This window comes from Hydrotalea sp. GW822-HT8A01 (assembly GCF_058798575.1).
The window spans coordinates 3,494,378-3,512,729 of the sequence record NZ_CM179506.1; the positions used below are offsets into that span (position 1 = coordinate 3,494,378).

The 18,352-nt window shown below is 37.4% G+C and carries 15 protein-coding genes; 2 read left to right on the forward strand and 13 right to left on the reverse strand.

Annotated elements, in window-relative coordinates; translation table 11 throughout:
- The 7 genes from AC3QLY_RS15490 to AC3QLY_RS15520 form a co-directional block, all read right to left on the reverse strand.
- The gene (locus AC3QLY_RS15490; RefSeq protein WP_074420697.1) at window positions 1-3,657 is read right to left on the reverse strand and encodes a helicase-related protein; all 3,657 of its coding nucleotides are present in this window, start codon (window positions 3,655-3,657) and stop codon (window positions 1-3) included.
- Entirely contained in the window at window positions 3,650-6,049 is a 2,400-nt protein-coding gene (locus tag AC3QLY_RS15495; RefSeq protein WP_143439516.1) for a DISARM anti-phage system protein DrmE domain-containing protein, read from the reverse strand. Before AC3QLY_RS15495 ends, AC3QLY_RS15490 begins: the two co-directional genes overlap by 8 nt.
- A 498-nt stretch (window positions 6,050-6,547) precedes the next feature.
- On the reverse strand, window positions 6,548-8,008 hold the full coding sequence (locus tag AC3QLY_RS15500) for an ATP-dependent nuclease (RefSeq protein ID WP_074420582.1): 1,461 nt from the start codon (window positions 8,006-8,008) through the stop codon (window positions 6,548-6,550).
- Between the two features lie 233 nt (window positions 8,009-8,241).
- Entirely contained in the window at window positions 8,242-8,751 is a 510-nt protein-coding gene (locus AC3QLY_RS15505) for a hypothetical protein (RefSeq protein WP_074419099.1), read from the reverse strand.
- A gap of 6 nt (window positions 8,752-8,757) precedes the next feature.
- The gene (locus AC3QLY_RS15510) at window positions 8,758-9,543 is read right to left on the reverse strand and encodes a hypothetical protein (RefSeq protein ID WP_074419098.1); all 786 of its coding nucleotides are present in this window, start codon (window positions 9,541-9,543) and stop codon (window positions 8,758-8,760) included.
- 156 nt (window positions 9,544-9,699) lie between these two features.
- Window positions 9,700-10,407: an RloB family protein gene (locus tag AC3QLY_RS15515; protein WP_074420944.1), complete on the reverse strand. Its 708-nt coding sequence runs from the start codon at window positions 10,405-10,407 to the stop codon at window positions 9,700-9,702.
- Window positions 10,382-11,716, reverse strand: a complete 1,335-nt coding sequence (locus AC3QLY_RS15520; RefSeq protein ID WP_074420943.1) for an AAA family ATPase — start codon at window positions 11,714-11,716, stop codon at window positions 10,382-10,384. Before AC3QLY_RS15520 ends, AC3QLY_RS15515 begins: the two co-directional genes overlap by 26 nt.
- Before the next feature lie 441 nt (window positions 11,717-12,157).
- Between AC3QLY_RS15520 and AC3QLY_RS15525 the strand changes: the two genes are divergently transcribed.
- On the forward strand, window positions 12,158-12,343 hold the full coding sequence (locus tag AC3QLY_RS15525; RefSeq protein WP_074419101.1) for a hypothetical protein: 186 nt from the start codon (window positions 12,158-12,160) through the stop codon (window positions 12,341-12,343).
- Here the strand turns inward: AC3QLY_RS15525 and AC3QLY_RS15530 are convergent.
- The 4 genes from AC3QLY_RS15530 to AC3QLY_RS15545 form a co-directional block, all read right to left on the reverse strand.
- Window positions 12,321-12,623 carry an HNH endonuclease signature motif containing protein gene (locus tag AC3QLY_RS15530; RefSeq protein WP_074419100.1) on the reverse strand — a complete coding sequence of 101 codons (303 nt, stop codon included), beginning with the start codon at window positions 12,621-12,623 and terminating at the stop codon, window positions 12,321-12,323. The genes AC3QLY_RS15525 and AC3QLY_RS15530 overlap by 23 nt on opposite strands.
- 68 nt (window positions 12,624-12,691) lie before the next feature.
- The gene (locus AC3QLY_RS15535; protein ID WP_492990040.1) at window positions 12,692-14,047 is read right to left on the reverse strand and encodes an IS110 family RNA-guided transposase; all 1,356 of its coding nucleotides are present in this window, start codon (window positions 14,045-14,047) and stop codon (window positions 12,692-12,694) included.
- 812 nt (window positions 14,048-14,859) lie between these two features.
- Window positions 14,860-15,066 carry a hypothetical protein gene (locus AC3QLY_RS15540; protein ID WP_074419675.1) on the reverse strand — a complete coding sequence of 69 codons (207 nt, stop codon included), beginning with the start codon at window positions 15,064-15,066 and terminating at the stop codon, window positions 14,860-14,862.
- 256 nt (window positions 15,067-15,322) lie between these two features.
- A complete protein-coding gene (locus AC3QLY_RS15545) occupies window positions 15,323-16,225 on the reverse strand; it encodes an FRG domain-containing protein (protein ID WP_074419674.1) in 903 nt (300 codons plus the stop codon).
- Window positions 16,226-16,477: 252 nt separating this feature from the next.
- On the opposite strand from AC3QLY_RS15545, the gene AC3QLY_RS15550 reads away from it, so the two are divergent.
- Window positions 16,478-16,714: a hypothetical protein gene (locus AC3QLY_RS15550; protein WP_143439180.1), complete on the forward strand. Its 237-nt coding sequence runs from the start codon at window positions 16,478-16,480 to the stop codon at window positions 16,712-16,714.
- Here the strand turns inward: AC3QLY_RS15550 and AC3QLY_RS15555 are convergent.
- Window positions 16,711-17,151, reverse strand: a complete 441-nt coding sequence (locus AC3QLY_RS15555) for a DUF4145 domain-containing protein (protein WP_218836926.1) — start codon at window positions 17,149-17,151, stop codon at window positions 16,711-16,713. The two genes, AC3QLY_RS15550 and AC3QLY_RS15555, sit on opposite strands and share 4 nt — an antisense overlap.
- A 383-nt stretch (window positions 17,152-17,534) precedes the next feature.
- Window positions 17,535-18,194 (reverse strand): helix-turn-helix domain-containing protein, encoded by a 660-nt coding sequence (locus tag AC3QLY_RS15560; RefSeq protein ID WP_492990043.1) that lies wholly within the window; start codon window positions 18,192-18,194, stop codon window positions 17,535-17,537.
- Between the last annotated feature and the right edge of the window lie 158 nt (window positions 18,195-18,352).

Sequence of the window (18,352 nt, forward strand, 5' to 3'; positions counted from 1 at the left end):
TTAATTTGTCTGTAAATCGTTTATGCGGTAATAAGTTTCTGTGTCGATATCACGAAGTGAATTCATAGTCAGCCAAATTTCTTCAAAGGGGTTCACATCGGTAGATGTCTTTTTCAAAAGCGTTGCGTAAGTCAGATTGTTGATTCGCTTTTTCTTCGCTGCCCAACTCTTAATTAAGTCATCAAGCAAAGTGTTTAAGTAATCGCTGTTGCCGAATCTACCTGTGATGTAAGTTTTAAAAGCATCTGCCATTTCAGGTTCAAAGTGTTTTGCTTCGGAATTTTTTGTCAAGCCCGAAACACTGTTTCGCATAAAGGCAACAAACATTGTTGTCAGCATTTTGCGAATTGTATTTTCAGTAAAAGGAGTAACACTTAACGGCTCAACAAATTTGTAATATGCCTGATGAAACGAATTGAAATTTTCAAAGTAGGATTTATCTCTTGCCTGATTTGGATTGAACAAAGAGAAAACAATTCCGTCATGCTTTCTTCCTACACGACTGCTCGCCTGTATGTATTCCGCTATGTTTCTGGGCATTCCGTTTACCAACATTACATTCAATCTGCTCACATCAATACCAACTGAAATCATGTTTGATGCAAGAACTAAATCCAAACCATCTTTCACATATTCATTTCCTTTCTCCGAAGTTTCAGTTGCGAATTCATCTTCCAACCTTTTCAAAGTCGCTTTGATGTTGTTGCTTTCAATTCGGCTTGTAAGCTCAAGTGAACGACTATCAAGGTCTCTTATCAAATAACGAAGTGCAGAATTATTTCCGAAGTGTCGGTAGAATAAAACATTGGTGTTGATTTGAATTTCATCATTGGTCTTGTTGTAAATCTTCCCTACATCTTTCAATGAGTTGTAGTAAGAAACAATTGTCCAATAAAGATTGAACGCTTTCAATTCATTCTCATTGAAAAGTTTTATTCGTGTGAAAAGCAAGTAGGGAAGAACCCAAAGTTGTGTATTGATTCCCGTTTTTCCTGTTGGCAAAAAACCAACATATTTTCTCTTGCTGATTGTTTCCTTCGCAAAGAAACTGTCGCTGTAAGAAATTCCTGATGGTGGAAAAATGTTTACTTGTTTTCCTGCATACAAGTCGCTAATTTGATGTGAAGTGTTTCGTGTTGTTGCAGTTGAAGAAATAATTTTCGGTTTGCGATTTCCCTTGCTACACAAATAATCAATCACACTTTCAAAGATTCCAACAATTGAACCCAATGGTCCACTAATCAAGTGCAACTCGTCTTGAATTATCAAGTCAGGTGGAAGTGAATCTGAAAACGAATTAAAAAACTTATGTGTCTCGCCTTCTTTTTGTGAAGCAAGAATTGCAAACTTGTCAACCGTGGCGAACAAAAGAGTTGGCGGTTGCTTGTAAAGCATTTCATCAACTACCTGTATAGGCAATCTGCTTGCATGAAATGCACACTTGTTATTCACACACTTGAAATAAAAATATCCCTGTGTGCCTGCCTGACAATCGTAACCGTGTGTCCAACCAGTTGCGGTTTTTGAAACCAACTTTGTTCCGCACCAGGGACAAGCCGTAAGTTGCAATCGGCTTGTGTACTGGTCTGCCTTTTCAAAATTCCCTGTGGCATCTTCCACAATTTTGTTTGCATCATCAGTTCTGTTTGGTGATGCACCTTCTCCAACCCAAAGCCCGATTGAAATTTTTTCCTTGTGCAACTCACTTTCAAAATTTCTTCTCAAAAACTCCAATGCTAAAATTAATCGTGATGCTCTTTCAAATTGTTGTGATGTGAGCAAACGCAAAGTGTAACGCATCAGAATACTTGTTCCCTTTGAAGTTTCTGCATTGTTGCTCAATCGTCTCCAAAGAATTGTAAACGCTGTTGCCGTCAAATATGCTTCTGTCTTTCCGCCTCCTGTTGGGAACCAAATCAAATCAACAATCTTGTTTCTGTCGTCTGAATTTTCATCAATGATTCCTTCAATGCACAAAAGCATAAAAGCCAACTGAAACGGTCTGTATCGTGGTGGCTCTGGTTTGTCGGGATTGATAAAAGTCCAGTCGTTGTAATCTTCAAAAAACTTTAGCGAACTGTATTCTGCTTTTTCAACTTCATCAGTCAAGTGGCGTTCCTTATTTCCAAATCGTCTGTCGTTGCTAATTATCATCTGAATAAACATCGCAGTGTTCGCCAACTGAAAACAATGAAATGCTTTTTCGCTATCGTCTTTTTCTAAAATTTCAATTCCTCGGATTAGCCGTTTGTGATTTGCTTCTTGTCGGCTGACAAGGTTGTTTGCAATCTTTTTTTCTTCTCCCTGAAAATTGTTTGCACTCGTTTGTTGTGTTGCAATCCATTTCTCGTAAAGCGAAACAAAAAGTTTTAAACTCTTTATGATTCCTTGTTTGTCGTCATTGAAATGTGAAAGCTGTTTTACTTCTAAACATTTATTCAAAGCATCAAAGTCATTCGGAAAATCTTCTTTGGAAAAATCATTCTTCATTCCATAAACAATTCTTTCAGGCATGAAAGCAGTTTGAATTACTGTTGGCGTTGGTGAATCATTCCATTGAACTGAACAGTTGTGTCCAACTCCGTAACTCTTGATGTCTCGGTAAATGAAATTGATTTCGTTTTGCTCCTCGTCAAACGGATGCAACTCTGATTGCGACTTGTAAGGTTTGAGAGAAATGTTTTCTACTGAAACATTCGTTTGAAACAAACACTTACGATTCAAGTTCTCATTTGAGTTGCTGTATTTATTTGAAGGGTGGCTTGAATTATTCAGCAAAAGAATTTTCACATAGTTGTTGCCTTTGTATTCGTAGGTCTTAACCATGTAGCAAACTGAAAGGACTTGACTGCCGTATTCCTTGTGAAATATTTCAACCGGCTCTTTTGTATTTGCAACTGGAATTTCTTTGTTGAGAATTTCAATCGCTTCTCGTTTCCAAATTCTACCCAAAAGTTTTTCAAGAATATGAATGTGCTTGTAAACTTCTTTGGTTCCAATGTTTTTGTAGTTCCTGAATTTGTCAAAGTCCAAATATTCTCCGCTTCTTTTTTCTCTACCGCCTCGGCTGCCGTTCAACTTTCTTGAAAGTTGCATGAAGCCATCGTTGTATGTGAGAATGTCTTTGAATGAAAGTTGTGTTTCAATTTCAGCATCAAAGAAACTTTCAAAACCTTCTTTGGAAATGGCAATTTTTATTTCGGGTTGAGGTGGTTCCAACTGGTCGTAAATGCCAAATGAAAAATTCACTCCGATAAATTTTTTCGGCTCAATGCAAAAGGTAAAACCTATGTGGGTAGGGAAGAAAGCGTTTTGAATTAACTGGTAATCTTGTGTATCAGAAGTTTGAGAATTGTCTTCTTCGTTGCCTTCTTCCTTTTCTTCGGCATCACCTGTCTCTTGCCTTTCTTCTGCATTGTCATAATCATTCTCGTCTGTTTCTGATTGGTTGTTGCTGCTCTCAATATCTTCTTCTGAAAGTGGATTGCCCGTTGAAGTTGGAAAATCCTTTTGCGGAAATAAAATTCCTGAATAGTATCTGTTCAAAGGATAATCAGAAATCAGTTCTTCGCTGTCGGGAACTCCAAAAATGTCAGAACCAGTTCCGACTAAACCTTTTTGTATTTCTGTATAGAATGAATCTCTGTAATTAGTCATCGTTATTTGTTGTAATTAATTCAATGTCTTTGATAGTTTTCATTGGTATTTGCGAAACGATATTTTCAATCTCTGCTGTTGTCAGCCACTCGGAAATAAATTCGTCTGCTTCACCTGTAGTAATGAAGTGATTTATGCTACTGCTGAACTTGAAGCCGTATTCAATTTCTTTCCCTCTGTATTCTTCAATCTTTGGTTTCATTGTGTTTTTCAAAAAGTCAAATGAAAGCCGTGGGTCGTTAATTGTTTTGGCAATAATGATTAAGTCAGAAAAACTTCTTGGGAACATTACTTCACCATCAAGATATTTTCTGAAAGTGTATTCGCTTACAGAAAAATGATTTCTCACTAACTGCAGATAAAGCGGTTCAGCCATTATGTTGTTTTGATAAACATCATTCAAACAAGTCCGCCAAAGAAGTGAATACTCGTCTGCCTTTTTCATCAGTTCAGGATTCTTCAACTCCATAATGTCCCTCAAAAGTTTTTTGTCGGGGTTTGCATAAATCAAAACTTTGTCGCCAATATTCAAATCTTCTACTAACACAAGATACTTTTCATTGCCTTGAATTTTCAGAACTGTTTTTGTTGACGGCAGTTTCATTTTGCTGCTGTCATTAAAAGTGATTCGGTAATTGTCGGTTTCTCGGTGGTCGTGTCTTGTTGAAGCAAGTGCTTCAATCAACTCATCGTAGCTTGAGAACTGATAATAGTTGTCGCTGAACTCAACTCCGCTAATCTGAAAACGGTCTTGCGAAATGTATTCCTTGTTTAAATCTGAAATGTAAGTTTCAATGTGGTGCTTCAATGCCCTTTCTTCAATGCTGTAAAGGAGAAGTTTGTATTCCGATTTGGCTTTGCCTAATCGTTCAATCAGCCTATCAACTTTTCCGCACCCATAAATTGAAGAAATCACTTTGTGATGTTCCTCATTTGAATCATCACTCTTTGAATAAGAAAGAATTTCTGTTTTCGTTCCGTTTGCAGTCAGCGAATAAAAAGTTCTGTTCGGATTGCTTGAATGATGTGATGCTGCACTTTGCAACTGGGTAATGTCTTGAAGTGATTTCACTCCGACATGATGATGAGATTGCCTTGCAATCTCATTTAACTCTGCTTTGTTGGCGTTGCACAAAAACGAAGGCAAAACAAGTTGATGAATTTGCGTTTGATACGATTTCAGTTTTTCAGTTTTGTTGTTGCTTCTGATTGCCTTGATGATTTCAGCAAACTTTGCTGAAATAGGTTTTTGATATTCGTCAAAATCAAAGTCAGGAAAAATGTTTCCTAATGTTTCAATCAGAAGTTGTTTCAATGCAACATCAAACTCTTGTTGGATTAGTTGGAGTTTTGCAAATGTTGTTTCTTGTTTCAGATTCCAGTCGTAATACAATCTTCTTATGAAACGATAAATTGATTTCAGTCCGACAGTGTGCTTGGTTTCAATTTCTCTGATTGCCTGATAAAATTCTGTGATGGCTTTTTCAAGTTCGTTGTTGTGAATTACAATCGGTCTGTGCTGAATGTTCCTTTCGCCTTTGAAGAAATTTATTTCGGGAATTGTCCATTTCCATCTCAATGGAATCTGGTTGTTGCCTAAATCAATCTTGATATCTTTCTCACCGATGAAAATGACCTTAGTAAATCGTCTTTGATTGTAATAGTTGCGAATGATGTTGATAGAGTTCTCAAACTTGGAACTACCAACAAAAATGCAAGTACTGAAAGTCACTTGCTCTCCGTTTATTTCTTGTTGTTGGTAGTTGTCAAGAAGATTTATGTTTTTTAAAACTGCAATCTTAGGCAAAATTGGAGAGTTGTATTCAATCTCTGTATTTCCATTTTCGTTTTCAGAAACGAAACAAGCTGGATATTCCTTCGGGATTGTAAGAAATAAATTACGGTTCCCAATTATCAATAATTTTTCATTGTTGTAGAAATCGCTTTGGTTACAGGCTTTAAAGATGTTCTGAAATGAGGAAATTCTGTTCAATAAATTTCCCGCCCTTTCAATTTTGTAATTTGAAATTGGTATGTATTTATTTAGATTTTCAACTTTACGTTGAGAATCGAGTTCAATTTGTGGATGAATTTTTCTAATTGTGTAAGGGCTAAGAAAAGCTTTAAGAGCAGACTTACTATATGTTAACTTGATATTTTTAAGGAGTGCTAATCTTTGACCAGGCTTAAAATCAAAAATTTTGTTTGTATCGCATAATTTAATGCATAATGTGGTAAGGATGAATTCAAGGTTTAGCATTTTTTCGTCTATGATGAAGTGCAAGTTTTTGTTGCAGTTGTTTATAAAGTTTAAATGCAAACTGGAAATATCCTTTTCTGTCTCAAATTTGGAGAGTACGGAATTGAGATATTTTTCTGGAGCTTGTAGCACTGGTAGCTAATTTAGGTTTTAATTGTAATTTTAAGCAGAAGTAGTATTGATAATTAAGCTTTGTCAAAATAGGGTTAGTTGTCGGGCAAAAATTTATTGCTGATGTATTGAACAAAGGATAATAGATGTTCGTCAGCCGGGGTGGTTAGGCTGTGCGTTGGCATTTTTAGCTCTTTGCAAGGTTGGCTTTTGTGTTTTGGCTTTGTGAGCCTTGCAATGTGCTAAAAATGGCGTTGGGCAGCTTGGCAAAGTCATGTTACTTTGAATTTAAGTAGGATGCTGTTTAGGGTGACATACAACGATCACGGCTTGGCGATGTGGTGGTGTTTGAAAATCGTCAGCCGGTAACCGCAGTTAAATTTAAAAATAAAAGTTCATTGTTTATTCTATTGATCGGCGTTATTCATCGGCTGGAACTGAAGCCGAATAACGAACAAAACGTTGAGAATATATTCGTCGCGCCGCCATATTGCCAAACCGCCTGTTGCACGCAGGCGGTCACAAATTTAGTGCTGTCCGAATATCTGTATAAATCTGTTGCACGGGATTTGTCTGATAATAAATAGGGATGTCACGCAATGCTGTCTCTTTTTTGAATTTTTGAGTAACTCCAAATAGTCCTTCAAGTCCGGGACGTTGTACAAAAAGGTTAGCGGTTGGTAAAACGGTAAGGATGTCCGCAGTTGTAGCGGCTGTTGTCGCATTGCCAGGGTCTTCGTCAACAAGTGCGAAACACTCAATTTGAAATCTATTCAGAATTTCTACCATCGGCTTTATGCCTGAAATACTTCCACATTCTACTACGGACACATTCGCCTTATCTAAATCAACAGTCATTGTTTCAAATGCTGACTTCACCGCAATTTTATCTGCAGGTCCTTCTACAAGAACTACTTTAGATGCAAAAAACACTTCGTTTAATTCATCATCAAATTTTGAAGCGGCTTTGATTGCGTCGAAGTTTGGTATGCTTCCATTAAAACCATTTACGGTAGTGTCTCCAGAATCTTTTTTTACTAGCTTGATATATTGATAGTCGGCTATGTTTACAAAACTACGCTCGTGGGTTGTATAAAATATTTGCACATTATGCGTTGAAAGTTCTTTTAGGAGTTTATAAAAATGTCGGCAAGCATGCGGGTGCAGAAAAAGTTCAGGCTCTTCAATAGCAAGAATAATAGGAAGATTTGTTACAGTTGCATACGTTCGTGCTATCGCGATAGCAACAGCACTTTGAACTCCAGCACCTTCTTCATCAACATCGACCTCAAGCCCATTCGCGTCTGTTATTCTGGGTCTTAGTTCCTTTAAAAGCATTGTAGGGTCAATAATTGACATTCTCAGATTAATTTGTTTGCCCGTTTGCTCTCGTACATAATTTTGCAAATGCTGCTCCGCAGTTGTAATGTATGGGTTAAGATTAGTTGTGTAAGTATTAGTTATGTCCTGCAAAAAGGCAGTCTTATGTTGTGGTTGAATTGAGTTAGCAATGAATTTCAAGAGTTTCCCGTAAATAGTCCATTGTGTAGGTTTTATTTGTTGGTAAGAAAGTCTATCCAATGTGATATACATTAAACTTACTTCCTCTCTCATTTCATTTGTGACTTTTTTTTCTCTACCGTTGAAATATGTCAATGGCTGATGATTGTAACCTAAAGCAATATAGTTTGCTTCAACTCCGTCGCACTGAAGTCTAAAACCATAAACTTGGTTGTCACATGCAAGTCCTTGTGAAAAATACAGGTCTATTAGTATGTGGTTAGCCTTATTTTTTTGATAATAGTCACAGTCGTCAAAAGACTTAATTGTTGCATAAGTAGAGCCTATGACCAAATTAAGAGCTCTTAAAATGTTTGATTTACCAGAACTGTTTGCCCCGATAAAAGCGTTAATGTCGTCCAATGGCAAGTCAAGAGATTGAATTGAACGATAATTTTCAATGATTAGTCTTTGTAACATATGGTGGGGTTGTCTGTAGCTTGCGTGCAACGAACAGGTATTTGCGAAGGCAGGGGATTCATTAATTGTCCAGCCAGGTACAAATGCCCAATTGAAAATATGTTGTTGAAGTTAAGAACTAAAGCTGGAAATTGAACGTCGAGCCTGAACTGCTGCTGATGCTTGCACATAGTTGATGTTACAATGTCCAGCCCTGCTTTTGCAAATACTTTTGTTATAGGCAGCCTTATTTGTCACCCCAAAAGCTGATTCATTTCATCTTGTGCTTCTCGTTGTAATTTATAGTGGGCTTCAGTTCCTGTTTTCGAAACCTGAAATATTTTTTTAGAATCAACTGCGTTTTTTAACAAGTTGCTTGGATTAGATAGTTTTATTCCGTGGCCTTTCAAAATTTTAGTAACATCCCTTACTCTAAAGTTTTTTGACGGTGATGTTATTTGTATGAAGTACCCAGCTAAAATTGCTTTTGATGTGTCACTTGTCCCTTTGGGAATTTTGCTTAACCATTCACCAAAGGTTTCAGGAACAGAATTACCATTTGCTGCTGTCTCCTGTGTTTCTGTCGTATCTGATGTTTCTGTCTGATTAGTTAGCTTGTCAACTGGTAGTTTTACTGAAATTTCAGAATACGTTTTTAAATGGGCTTCAACTTTATCATATTGATTTGATACAAATTCAGCAGGACCTTCAATTGAAATTTCAATTTGCCCGATTTTTAAATTTACTCTTGCAATGTCTGACATGTTAGTTTAGTTTTTAGGTTTCCAATTTTCATAATTGTCTTCAACATATTTGCTGCCTGGCGGAAGTAAATACACCTTCTCGTCAGCTGTAAGTTCGATAAACTCTAATTTGTCAAGTTCTTTTAAGAGTTTATTTTTCAAATAAGTTTTATTGCTGTATTTCAGGTTAACACATAAATTGTCAATAGTAGAGTACTGGTCATTTTCGGCATATAAAAGAAGTAATACTTTGTCCTTAATTTGAAGCTTTGGATTGAGTATTCTTTTTAATCCGTTTATTTCAAACACTAGCTCAAGTTTTCTGGTTACAAGAGTATTAACAAGAGATTGAGCTTGAGGAAGAGTGATTTGATAATTCAACCTGTAAAGCTCAGCCAATATCCATTCAGCAATTGTTATAATTATTAGAGCATCGGCTTTATTTGCATTTATATCTCCACTTAAATGTCCAACACCACGTCTATTTCGGATATTATAAATTGCTCCTAAACATCTAGGAATATGTAGTCGGTAAGAGTCATGGTTTGTTGTAGAACTCGATTCAATTCTTTGCAATTCAGCGAATGTATTTCTTATTGAAGTTCCAATAGGAGTGTATGTCCCACTGAAACAAGTAAATTGTATCATTCGTATTGTTGCCTCAACAAATTTACCACCGTTCAATTCTGAAGGTTCCCATTTCTCCAAAATGAAATTGGTTTTAATTTCTACATAGCTGTCTATGAGTGCGTCAACCAAGTCATTTGGAAACACTGTTTTAAAATCATTTTTAAATTGGTCGAGTAGTGTCATAAAGGTTGCCTATAACGTTTTGCGGCTTTGCGTTCGTGCGGGATTTCAGGGAACAAAACTGTCAACCCAGCACTAAAGTTAAATTGAAAAACTGCACTTGAATTTACCACCGTCACCCCGCATGACGCAAAACCCGTGTTACCGGCTGGCGTTCTATCATTCCACATATTTCAAAAGTTCTCTTACAAGTCGGAACACAGTCGTTGATGATTCTTCTCTAGCTGGATTTGTATGGTCAAAATGATTGTAATTTCTCTCTGCTCTATCTATTGCAAGTTCAGCTCTTTTTCTGCTCGTTTTGTCGTCTATTCCGTCAAGTAATTCAAAAAAATCTTCTTCTATTAATTTAGTCCCGTTACCATCATAAATTACTTTGAATGGTTTGAGGTGTTCGTTTATCTTGTCGTTATAGTTATCTCTGTGCATTCCTCCACCCTGATGGTCATTAAAGTGTAGTATCAGCCAATATTCAAATGATTGATTTGAATAAGCTACGCCAAAGTTATTGGCTACAGCAATTTGAATTGCAGAGTTAAAATCATTATCATTAAAATCGTCTTTATCAAACACACACCACACTTGGTCGTAGTTACCCTGCTGAGCTAACACAAGGGCTCTATTAACTAGAGAAACTGTATTATATCCTTCACCAACTGATTTGACTTTTGCTGAAGTAATTCTGAATTGATTGAAATAAGAGGGTTCGGTGTTTTCTCCTTCACAAACAATAAGAATAGAAGGCTTTTCTGTCAACTCCGCAACAGGTCTTTCTAAGCTCGGTTCTTTTCTTCGTTGAGCCTTTAACTGTTCAAGGTGTTTTTGCTTTGCTGCTTTTTGTTCAGCTTTTTTGTCCTTCATTTTCATTTTCTGTCAAGAAAAATTTTAGGTTATCAAAAAAGCCAAGAAATGGAACTGCACCATATTTTCCCTTGATATAGTTGTCTTCAAAAGGCTCGGTTTTTCTTACTTCATCCGATTTAAAGTCAGCTAAGGAATAAAGTTTTGCTTCTCCGAATTTATTTTTGTTTGTAAACCAAGTTTGGTCTCTTCTAAATAGACCTGAGCTTAATAAGTTTGTGTCGTGTGTATTAAAAATCAATTGTGCATTCTTCTTGTTAAACTCATTTGAGTTAAAAAGTGAAACGATTTTACAAACCAAATTTGGATGAAGTTTTGAGTCTAACTCATCAACTACTAGAGTATAACCATTTTCAATAACATCGAGAATAGGACCTGTAAGAGCGAAAAACTTTCTTGTTCCAGACGATTCATCATCTTCTAATGAAAAGCTAACACTTCCTACTGATTTTAAGTCTTCGTTATATTTTTTATGCTTTATCAATACGTCAGATACATATTCTTTTTTTTCTTCTCGCACTTCTCTAATTAACTTCTCCTTGAGTTCTTTGGGCATTCCCTTGGGAAGACTTTCAATGTCAAGTTTTTGTAGTTCGATGTCTTGAATTCCTAAATCAGCGGCTTTCAATAGTTCAAGAATTTTAACTTTGTGTTTAGGGTCTTCGGTTTTACCCATAGTGAAACCCTGGTATCCTGATTCTTTTAATCCTGACAAGGTTTTAAGTCTTTTGAACCAATCTAAAACATTGATTGCAGTCTTTTCATTAAATTGAGCAGCAACAGAAATTAATAACGCATTATCTCGAACAAGACCTTCCTTAACAACAGTATTGCCTTTGGTGAAACTTCGTTCGTGAGTATTAAAGGTGCTTCCTTCTCTATAAAAAAGTTCAACTTCTTTTGTTTTTGGTTTGTGATAAAGCCACTCAGATACAATTCTTTCAGTTGTTGCTTCAAAACCATAACGATAAAGCACATTTTTATAAATGAAAATGATTTCAAATTCAGATGGTTCGTTTTCTGTCTGTGTGCTTAGTTTAAATGGCTCAACTTCAATAGCCTCACCTTTTTGGCTTTCCTTGGAACTATTGATTACGAAATATCGCATAAAAGCAAATGCATCAAGTAACTTGCTTTTACCACTCGCATTTGCACCATAGATAACTGCACTTTTGAGAAGTCTCAGTCCAAAGCTGTCATTTATTACAATGTTTTCGTGTTCTCTGGTGTCTTTATCATAGTTAGAAGCAATAAGGCTCAAAGTCGCTTTGTCCTTAAATGTCCTAAAGTTTTTAATTGAAAATTGCAGAAGCATCTTTCTGTCCGTTTTTGATTAATTGTCTGCAAAGGTAGTCTTTATTTTATAATTACAAGCAAAATAAAAGCCATTTTGACCGTTTCGGTTTGAAAAACTTGTTTATGTCGCATTTTTACGCTTGCCGGTAACGAATCGGTATTTGCGATGGCAGGATATTCTGTGTTCCGTCACGCTGATACCGAAGCTAAATTGAAAAATTTAAAGTTGAAAATATGATTTATTGTTCGTTAGATAACGTCAAGCCCGAACCGCCTCCGATTAAAGTTATGCAGCACAACTGCGGCTTGTCAAGCCCTGCTATTCGCAAATACTTTTGTTGTGCGTTCGGCTTTTTGTCCAACGTGAATTTTATTATGGTTTGTCAATCGCTAATTAAGCCTGTAACGACTGCGAATTGTCAAACGAAATTTAACCGATAGTCGTTCAGGTAAAAAACTAATGTCTGAACAAAAAAATGAACCAAAATTTAAAGAACAAACAAACAAAGAATTGTTTGAGGAACTTTGGGAACGTGGCTATTTTGTAATGAAACTTACTCGTGACGGAGATGATGATATTGATTATTTAGTGGTGTCCACATTGCCGCCTAAAGATGAAGTTCCTATTGACCACAACGCCAATTAAGGTTGTCGCCTTTTTTCGCATTGTTGTCCCAATACAGAGGTTGTAAATTATTAATTTCATCACCGCCTCCGTTGGCAACTGGATTTATATGGTCAATTTCCCAACCATAATTTGAATTACGATTACCATGTTCAGAATATTGCATAGCGTGTCCACATTTGTCTCTGCGATAAATGTTGGAATCATAGCCATCAATGGTTGCGCCTTTTGTCCATACAGCTTTTTTCTGTTGTTCTGTCCATGCGTTACCAACTCTGTCGGTATTTGGTTTACGAGCCATAAAATGTTTTTTTTGAAAAGGTTTAAAAATTACGAAGCGTCTAAGCTTCTGACTAACGTAGAAATCGTTTAAGTTGTTAAAAGCCCCAGGTCATCATTAGTCAGTCCAAATTTATCTATTTGTTTTCGAATGCGTTTAACCAGGCCGAGCTTTCTTTTTTCATCGAGGAAAAGATAATGTGTGGGTGGCTGATAAGGAATTTTTTTGACTACCATATTCCAGATGATGACAGCCAGCTTTCTGGCTGTGGCGCTGACGGCTACGGTTCTGCCTTTTCGGTAACAAACTCTTTTAAAAAAGTTAGACAGATGTGTGTCTTTTAAATTTCCGATAGCATTGGCAGCATTACGCAATGCTATTTTTAACCGGTTGCTTCCTTTGGGAGTTTTGGTGCTGAGTAGCTTGCCCCCGCTTACTTTATTGTTGGGAGCCAACCTGAGCCAGGAAGTAAAATGTTTGGCTGTTTCAAATTTAGTAAAGCCATCCGGTCCCACTTCGCTGATGATGCTTAGTACAGTAGCATGCCCAAGCCCTTCTATTGTGAATAAGTCCACTCCTTCAAAATATTGACAGGCTGCCTGGTTAAGGTCAATACCGGTAATAGCATTTTTGTTGAGCCGCTTATGTTTCTTTTCCGGGGCCTGAAGTTTTTTCTTTTTCGGGCTGCTGTTGATTTGTTGTTGGAGAAAGCTGCTGATTTGCTTTTCGCATTCAAGCATTTTATTTTGGATAAACAGGTAGGCATCGTATTCCTGGCGTAGCCCGAATAAATAGTCCTGCCGGTTATTTCCTTTTAGCGCTTTTGTAATTTCCTCTTCACTTTTGCGGCAATTAAAGTGGCGGTGTTTGGCAAGCGAAGCAGCATCCAGGTTTCCTTTGCATATATCTTCAATAATTTTTAACCCGGTAAGGCCGCATACATCCCGAACGACGACATCAAGCCTGAAGTTAAGGAGCTTTAAATACTTTTGCATTTTATGGGTAGCTTCTACTGATAAGTCCTGCCAGTTCTGCCGCTGCCGGCAGTAGGTTCTTAATACTTCGGTAGTTTCGTCGGGCAAAAAACTGCCGCTGAGCAGTCCAATGCTATGGAGTTTTTGTATCCAGCGGGCATCTTTTACATCGCTCTTTTTGCCTTTGATGTTTCGGGTGAATTTACCATTGCAAAGCACTACTTCAAAGCCGTGTTTGATTAATTCCACGTAGAGGTTTTGCCAGTAGCTTCCGGTACTTTCCATAGCAACAGAGGTAATGTAGTGTTGTTTTAGATGTAAGCAGATTTGAGTGAGGTCATCGGCATAAACGCCAAATTCTTTGACATCATTTTCATCCTGGCCTACCGCTACAAAATGAGAACGGCTGCCGATATCAATACCGGCAGCGTGCGGATGGATAATATCCATCTTCAGTTTTTTGTTTGTCATAATAAAATATTTTAAAATGACTCTAAGGGAATGTAGCTTTGACTTGTAATTATTCTGAACGGGCTCTCCACAAGGGGGCACCACTGAAATTATCACATCCCGGTGCTTAGTACACCCGGATTTTACATTCCAACCAGAATGACGCACGGGCTTTGATGCACCAATGCTTAAAAGGGTCTTGCAAAGAGTCGCTTTAAAATTATTGAGGAAAATCCAAACCGTGAATTCCCGTTAGCACCAGAAATTATTTTTGTTTCGGAAAATGGGGAATGACGCACAACGAACAGGGCTTGCTGCTATGGCGGCATTCATTGAACGTCCAGCCCCGAACAACAGCCCAATAAACATACAAAAGATGAAGATAAAAAACAAAAGCCCAATTGCGTTTCGCCAGCCGGGACTGCTGCCAAGGTAGCGGCATGTCGCTGAACCTGCGTTCCGTCGCCCCGCCATAGCAGCAAACCCCCTGTTGTGTGTTTGTGCTGTTGTCCAACAAAAGCTCTTTGTTTATAGGTTTATCACTTCGCTTATAGTCCAAAGTCGGCTGTCCAAAAAGTGTTGTGTCAAACCGAATTACTTACACAAGTTTGGGCAGCCGCAACAATGGTATGTCCGAAAAAAACAGTCAACCGATATACAAGACAGTCCCAGTTAGAGAAGCGGTCGCAACACTACACAATATTGAAGTAGGTCTTGATGGTCTGGAGAATGAATTTGAATATTTTGAAGTCCTCCAGCAAGCCAATTCACTTGTGTCAAGCATTATTCATTATGGCATGTCTAAACAAATACTTTCCTGTCAGCGGATTGAGTTACTCGATGGTGGCAGGAGCAGTAGTTAAAAATGCCGAAATCGTTTGCTTACCATTTACAGGCGCACCGTATTCGACTAACCTGATTAGGTAGCGATTGCCTTGATGGTGTAGAACATCACCTTCAAATGGTCTAAACTCAAGTTCGATGCTGTCTTTTTCGCTGAATGTTTTGTCGCCGGTCTTGAAGAATAATCTAACTGTCATAGTTGGTTTATGTGGTTTGTGAATAAAAAGAATGTGTCAACCTGTAAGAGGTCTCTAAGCATGACACACAACGTTAAAGCATTGGCGATATGGCGGTATTCTGTGTTCCGTCTGCCAGATGCCGCTGCTGATTAAAAATACAAAAGCTCATTGTTTATTCTGCTGCTCGGCTTTATTCGTCCGCTGAAACCGAAGCTGATTAGCGAACAAAAAGTTGAGAATATATTCGTCGCCCCGCCATATTGCCAATGCAATGTTAGCTGTTGTATTTTTTGTCAAAGGCTGCTTTCATTTTTATCATACTTTCCTCAACCTCATCGCTTTCTGGATACAAAATTTCATTTGGCATTGGTTGAAAATATTTGTCCCAAAATTTGCCGTCTGCGTTATCTACTAGAAATTTCGCAACCATTCTATTGGCTAAATCATCACTGTTTGTCTTTGTTGGTCTTATTGGATACTTCCCAACTAGGTAGCCTTCTTGATATCTTGGTCGTAGAGCCTTTACAGGAACAACATTTTGCAGCTTAATGAGAACAATTCCTAAATCTGAATAGTAAGAAATGCTTTGGTTTGGGTATGGAAGTCCGAACACATAAACATATCCTGTTTTAGATTTATTAAGAGCAAAACTTGCAGCAACCCTTAAAGATTGAGTGATGTCAATTAGAGGTGTCGGTAATATTTCATAGTGTTGAAAAAGAGAATAGTAATATTCATTAAAATAACTTCTTCGTCCACGCACCAACTCTACCATTTTAGATAAATCCTCGTAACGTTTACTAATTTGAGTTTTTCTAATTGAGTGTTTGGGAGTTCCGTCATCGTTCAATTCGGGTCTGCAAATAGAAGGATAAATTATAGTCTTTGGAATACGTTCTTTATAGAAAACAGCCTGGTTATTTTTGTAATCTTTGCGTTGCCCTCTGTAATACATCTCATAATTCCTATTGCTCAGTGTCACATGAGCGACTTCGTCCATAAGCTGTCGGAAACTTTTTACAGGAAACCCTTCACTTGCTCTTATTCTATTAACTGTGGCATCAAGTCGCTCCCAAACAATTTCATCTTCAAGGTCGTAATCAAAGTCCTTCTTAAATACATATTTTGTCACCTTTTTTTGAAATGGAGAAAATAATTTACCTTCTATTGGTTGCATTATTGGAGAGTTGAATTAATATAACAGCTAACGAACAGGGCTTGGCGATGGCAGGGGATTTTATAAAGTCCAGCCGATAACCGAAGCCGATTTAAAAACCAAAGTTGAAGTTAACAACTAAAAGCCAAATTACTATCGTCAAGCTGCAACAGAAGCTGATAGCAAACTACGCAGAAGCTAACAACGTCCCGCCCTGCTATTGCCAAACCCATGTTACAAGCCGTTTTTGTCCACTTACAAACTAAAGAAACTATGATACAAGTAAAAGAATTAATTGTTACAGATTTGTCCAGAAAGGGAACTGGCACAAGTGAAATAAGTCCAGTAAGAACCGTCCTTGAAGTTTATACAAAAGACGGAGAATTGGTCGCAACAAACGATACACTTGGTAATTACTCGGTTGAGGATTTACATTCTCTGGCTGCTTTTTGTCTGGCTAATAAAGAATTATCAGCCAAAGAAGTGTTGCAGAAGTGGCGAAAGGATTAGCTGTCTCTTTTGGCAATGTTGTCTTTATCTTTTTGGGGCAGGTTTATAAAAACCTCATTAATCTTTTTTGGTTGCGTAATGAAAAAGTCGCAAATAATGTTTACAAAACTAAACAAAGCGTATGCAGTTTCCGGTTTATCGTCTAAGTCAATTACACCAGGATGCACGGCATGATTGCCAATTACCCTTACACTATCAAGTGCCTGCTGCAATTGGACAGGCATACCTTTCTTTACCAAACTGGCAATGTCGTCATTTATATTTTTGCCTTTCTCGCCTAAGTGAACGCATAGCTTTTGCACGGCAAGTCGCAGCAAAGCCGCTGAACCTCTTGGTGAAATATTTACAATGTCTTTCGCTTCATTGTAGTCGTTCATTATATCGGCTGGCAGGTCTGGGTTTGCCATTTCAACGTTGCCGGTCAAAGGGTAAACCATTTTTTGATTTATCCAAATTGAAATTTGTTGGCAATGCCCACATTTTGATGTCATTGTATTTTGTAAAACATATTGGGTATGCCCTTGTCCGCCGTTTGGAAGTTGTCCAGTATAATGACAATGGATATTGCTTGACCATTGTTGGGCGGATAATACACCGCAGTGTGGGCAGTGAAATGATTGTTGTCCTAAAATTGGTGGAATATGCTTCATTTACGATGTCTAAAATAAAATGGCTTGTAACGTTTTGCGGCTTGGCGAAGGTGGCGATTTTTACCACAAATGTTGATGCGGAGAACCAAACTTTGATTTACCACAAATGTGTCTGCGGAGCACTGAACCGCCACTTTTGCCAAACCGCTGTTGTGCGTTCGTTCTTTTTTTTACACCATTGCTCTTCCAAAGCCAACTGTATCTCTGTATGCTTGTGGCGAAATGTCGGCATTGTTTTTAAAAAATCTACTAAAATAATATTCGTCTATGTAGCCCAACTCATACGCAATTTCTTTTACTGCTTTGTTGGTCAAATACAGTTCTCTTTTGGCTTCTATAATTATTCTCTCAGAAATTAAATCGGTTAGTGTTTTATTAAAATGTGTTTTAGTAAGTTTAGCTAAGGCCTTTGCTGATATATTCAACAAGTCGGCATAATCACTAGCCGAATGCTTGGTCTTGAAATGAGTTTCAATATAATTTTTAAGATTTTGAAGAATAAAAGGTTCTTTGTTTTCTTCAGGATTAATTTGAGTTTCGGTTTGTTGCGCTGTTTTTAGTCTGGATGCAGTGATTAAAAATATTTTTATATAAGAAACCAATAATTCATATTGAGCTAATGCAGGGTTTTGCATTTCAGATGTTATTTGTTCAAGCAACATTTTAAAAGTGCTGTTTGCAGTTTCATCAACAGAAACAAATGGCGGATTGTATATATTATTAAACAACACACCATTACAAGCTACTTCTTGCTGATGCTTGTGAATGCAAAAAAAATCGGGATGGAAATTTATGACAACCCCTTGTAATTCCTCATCTTTTTGAAACATAAAAGGTTGATAAGGCGAAAATGCAAATAAGGTATTTTGTGTAAAATCATGTTCTGAAAAATCAGCTTTTGCACTTCCTCTTCCATTTCTTATCCAAATTAATGAGTAATAATTGAGTCGCTGAATATGGTCGAAATGGCTGTTATCGTTAAACGAAA

Excerpts from the sequence above, each read along its gene's own strand:
- AC3QLY_RS15490 (WP_074420697.1), bottom strand. The coding sequence starts at position 3,657 with ATGACTAATTACAGAGATTCATTCTATACAGAAATACAAAAAGGTTTA.
- AC3QLY_RS15500 (WP_074420582.1), bottom strand. The coding sequence starts at position 8,008 with ATGTTACAAAGACTAATCATTGAAAATTATCGTTCAATTCAATCTCTT.
- AC3QLY_RS15505 (WP_074419099.1), bottom strand. The coding sequence starts at position 8,751 with ATGTCAGACATTGCAAGAGTAAATTTAAAAATCGGGCAAATTGAAATT.
- AC3QLY_RS15510 (WP_074419098.1), bottom strand. The coding sequence starts at position 9,543 with ATGACACTACTCGACCAATTTAAAAATGATTTTAAAACAGTGTTTCCA.
- AC3QLY_RS15515 (WP_074420944.1), bottom strand. The coding sequence starts at position 10,407 with ATGAAAATGAAGGACAAAAAAGCTGAACAAAAAGCAGCAAAGCAAAAA.
- AC3QLY_RS15520 (WP_074420943.1), bottom strand. The coding sequence starts at position 11,716 with ATGCTTCTGCAATTTTCAATTAAAAACTTTAGGACATTTAAGGACAAA.
- AC3QLY_RS15525 (WP_074419101.1), top strand. The coding sequence starts at position 12,158 with ATGTCTGAACAAAAAAATGAACCAAAATTTAAAGAACAAACAAACAAA.
- AC3QLY_RS15530 (WP_074419100.1), bottom strand. The coding sequence starts at position 12,623 with ATGGCTCGTAAACCAAATACCGACAGAGTTGGTAACGCATGGACAGAA.
- AC3QLY_RS15535 (WP_492990040.1), bottom strand. The coding sequence starts at position 14,047 with ATGACAAACAAAAAACTGAAGATGGATATTATCCATCCGCACGCTGCC.
- AC3QLY_RS15540 (WP_074419675.1), bottom strand. The coding sequence starts at position 15,066 with ATGACAGTTAGATTATTCTTCAAGACCGGCGACAAAACATTCAGCGAA.
- AC3QLY_RS15545 (WP_074419674.1), bottom strand. The coding sequence starts at position 16,225 with ATGCAACCAATAGAAGGTAAATTATTTTCTCCATTTCAAAAAAAGGTG.
- AC3QLY_RS15550 (WP_143439180.1), top strand. The coding sequence starts at position 16,478 with ATGATACAAGTAAAAGAATTAATTGTTACAGATTTGTCCAGAAAGGGA.
- AC3QLY_RS15555 (WP_218836926.1), bottom strand. The coding sequence starts at position 17,151 with ATGGTTTACCCTTTGACCGGCAACGTTGAAATGGCAAACCCAGACCTG.
- AC3QLY_RS15560 (WP_492990043.1), bottom strand. The coding sequence starts at position 18,194 with ATGTTTCAAAAAGATGAGGAATTACAAGGGGTTGTCATAAATTTCCAT.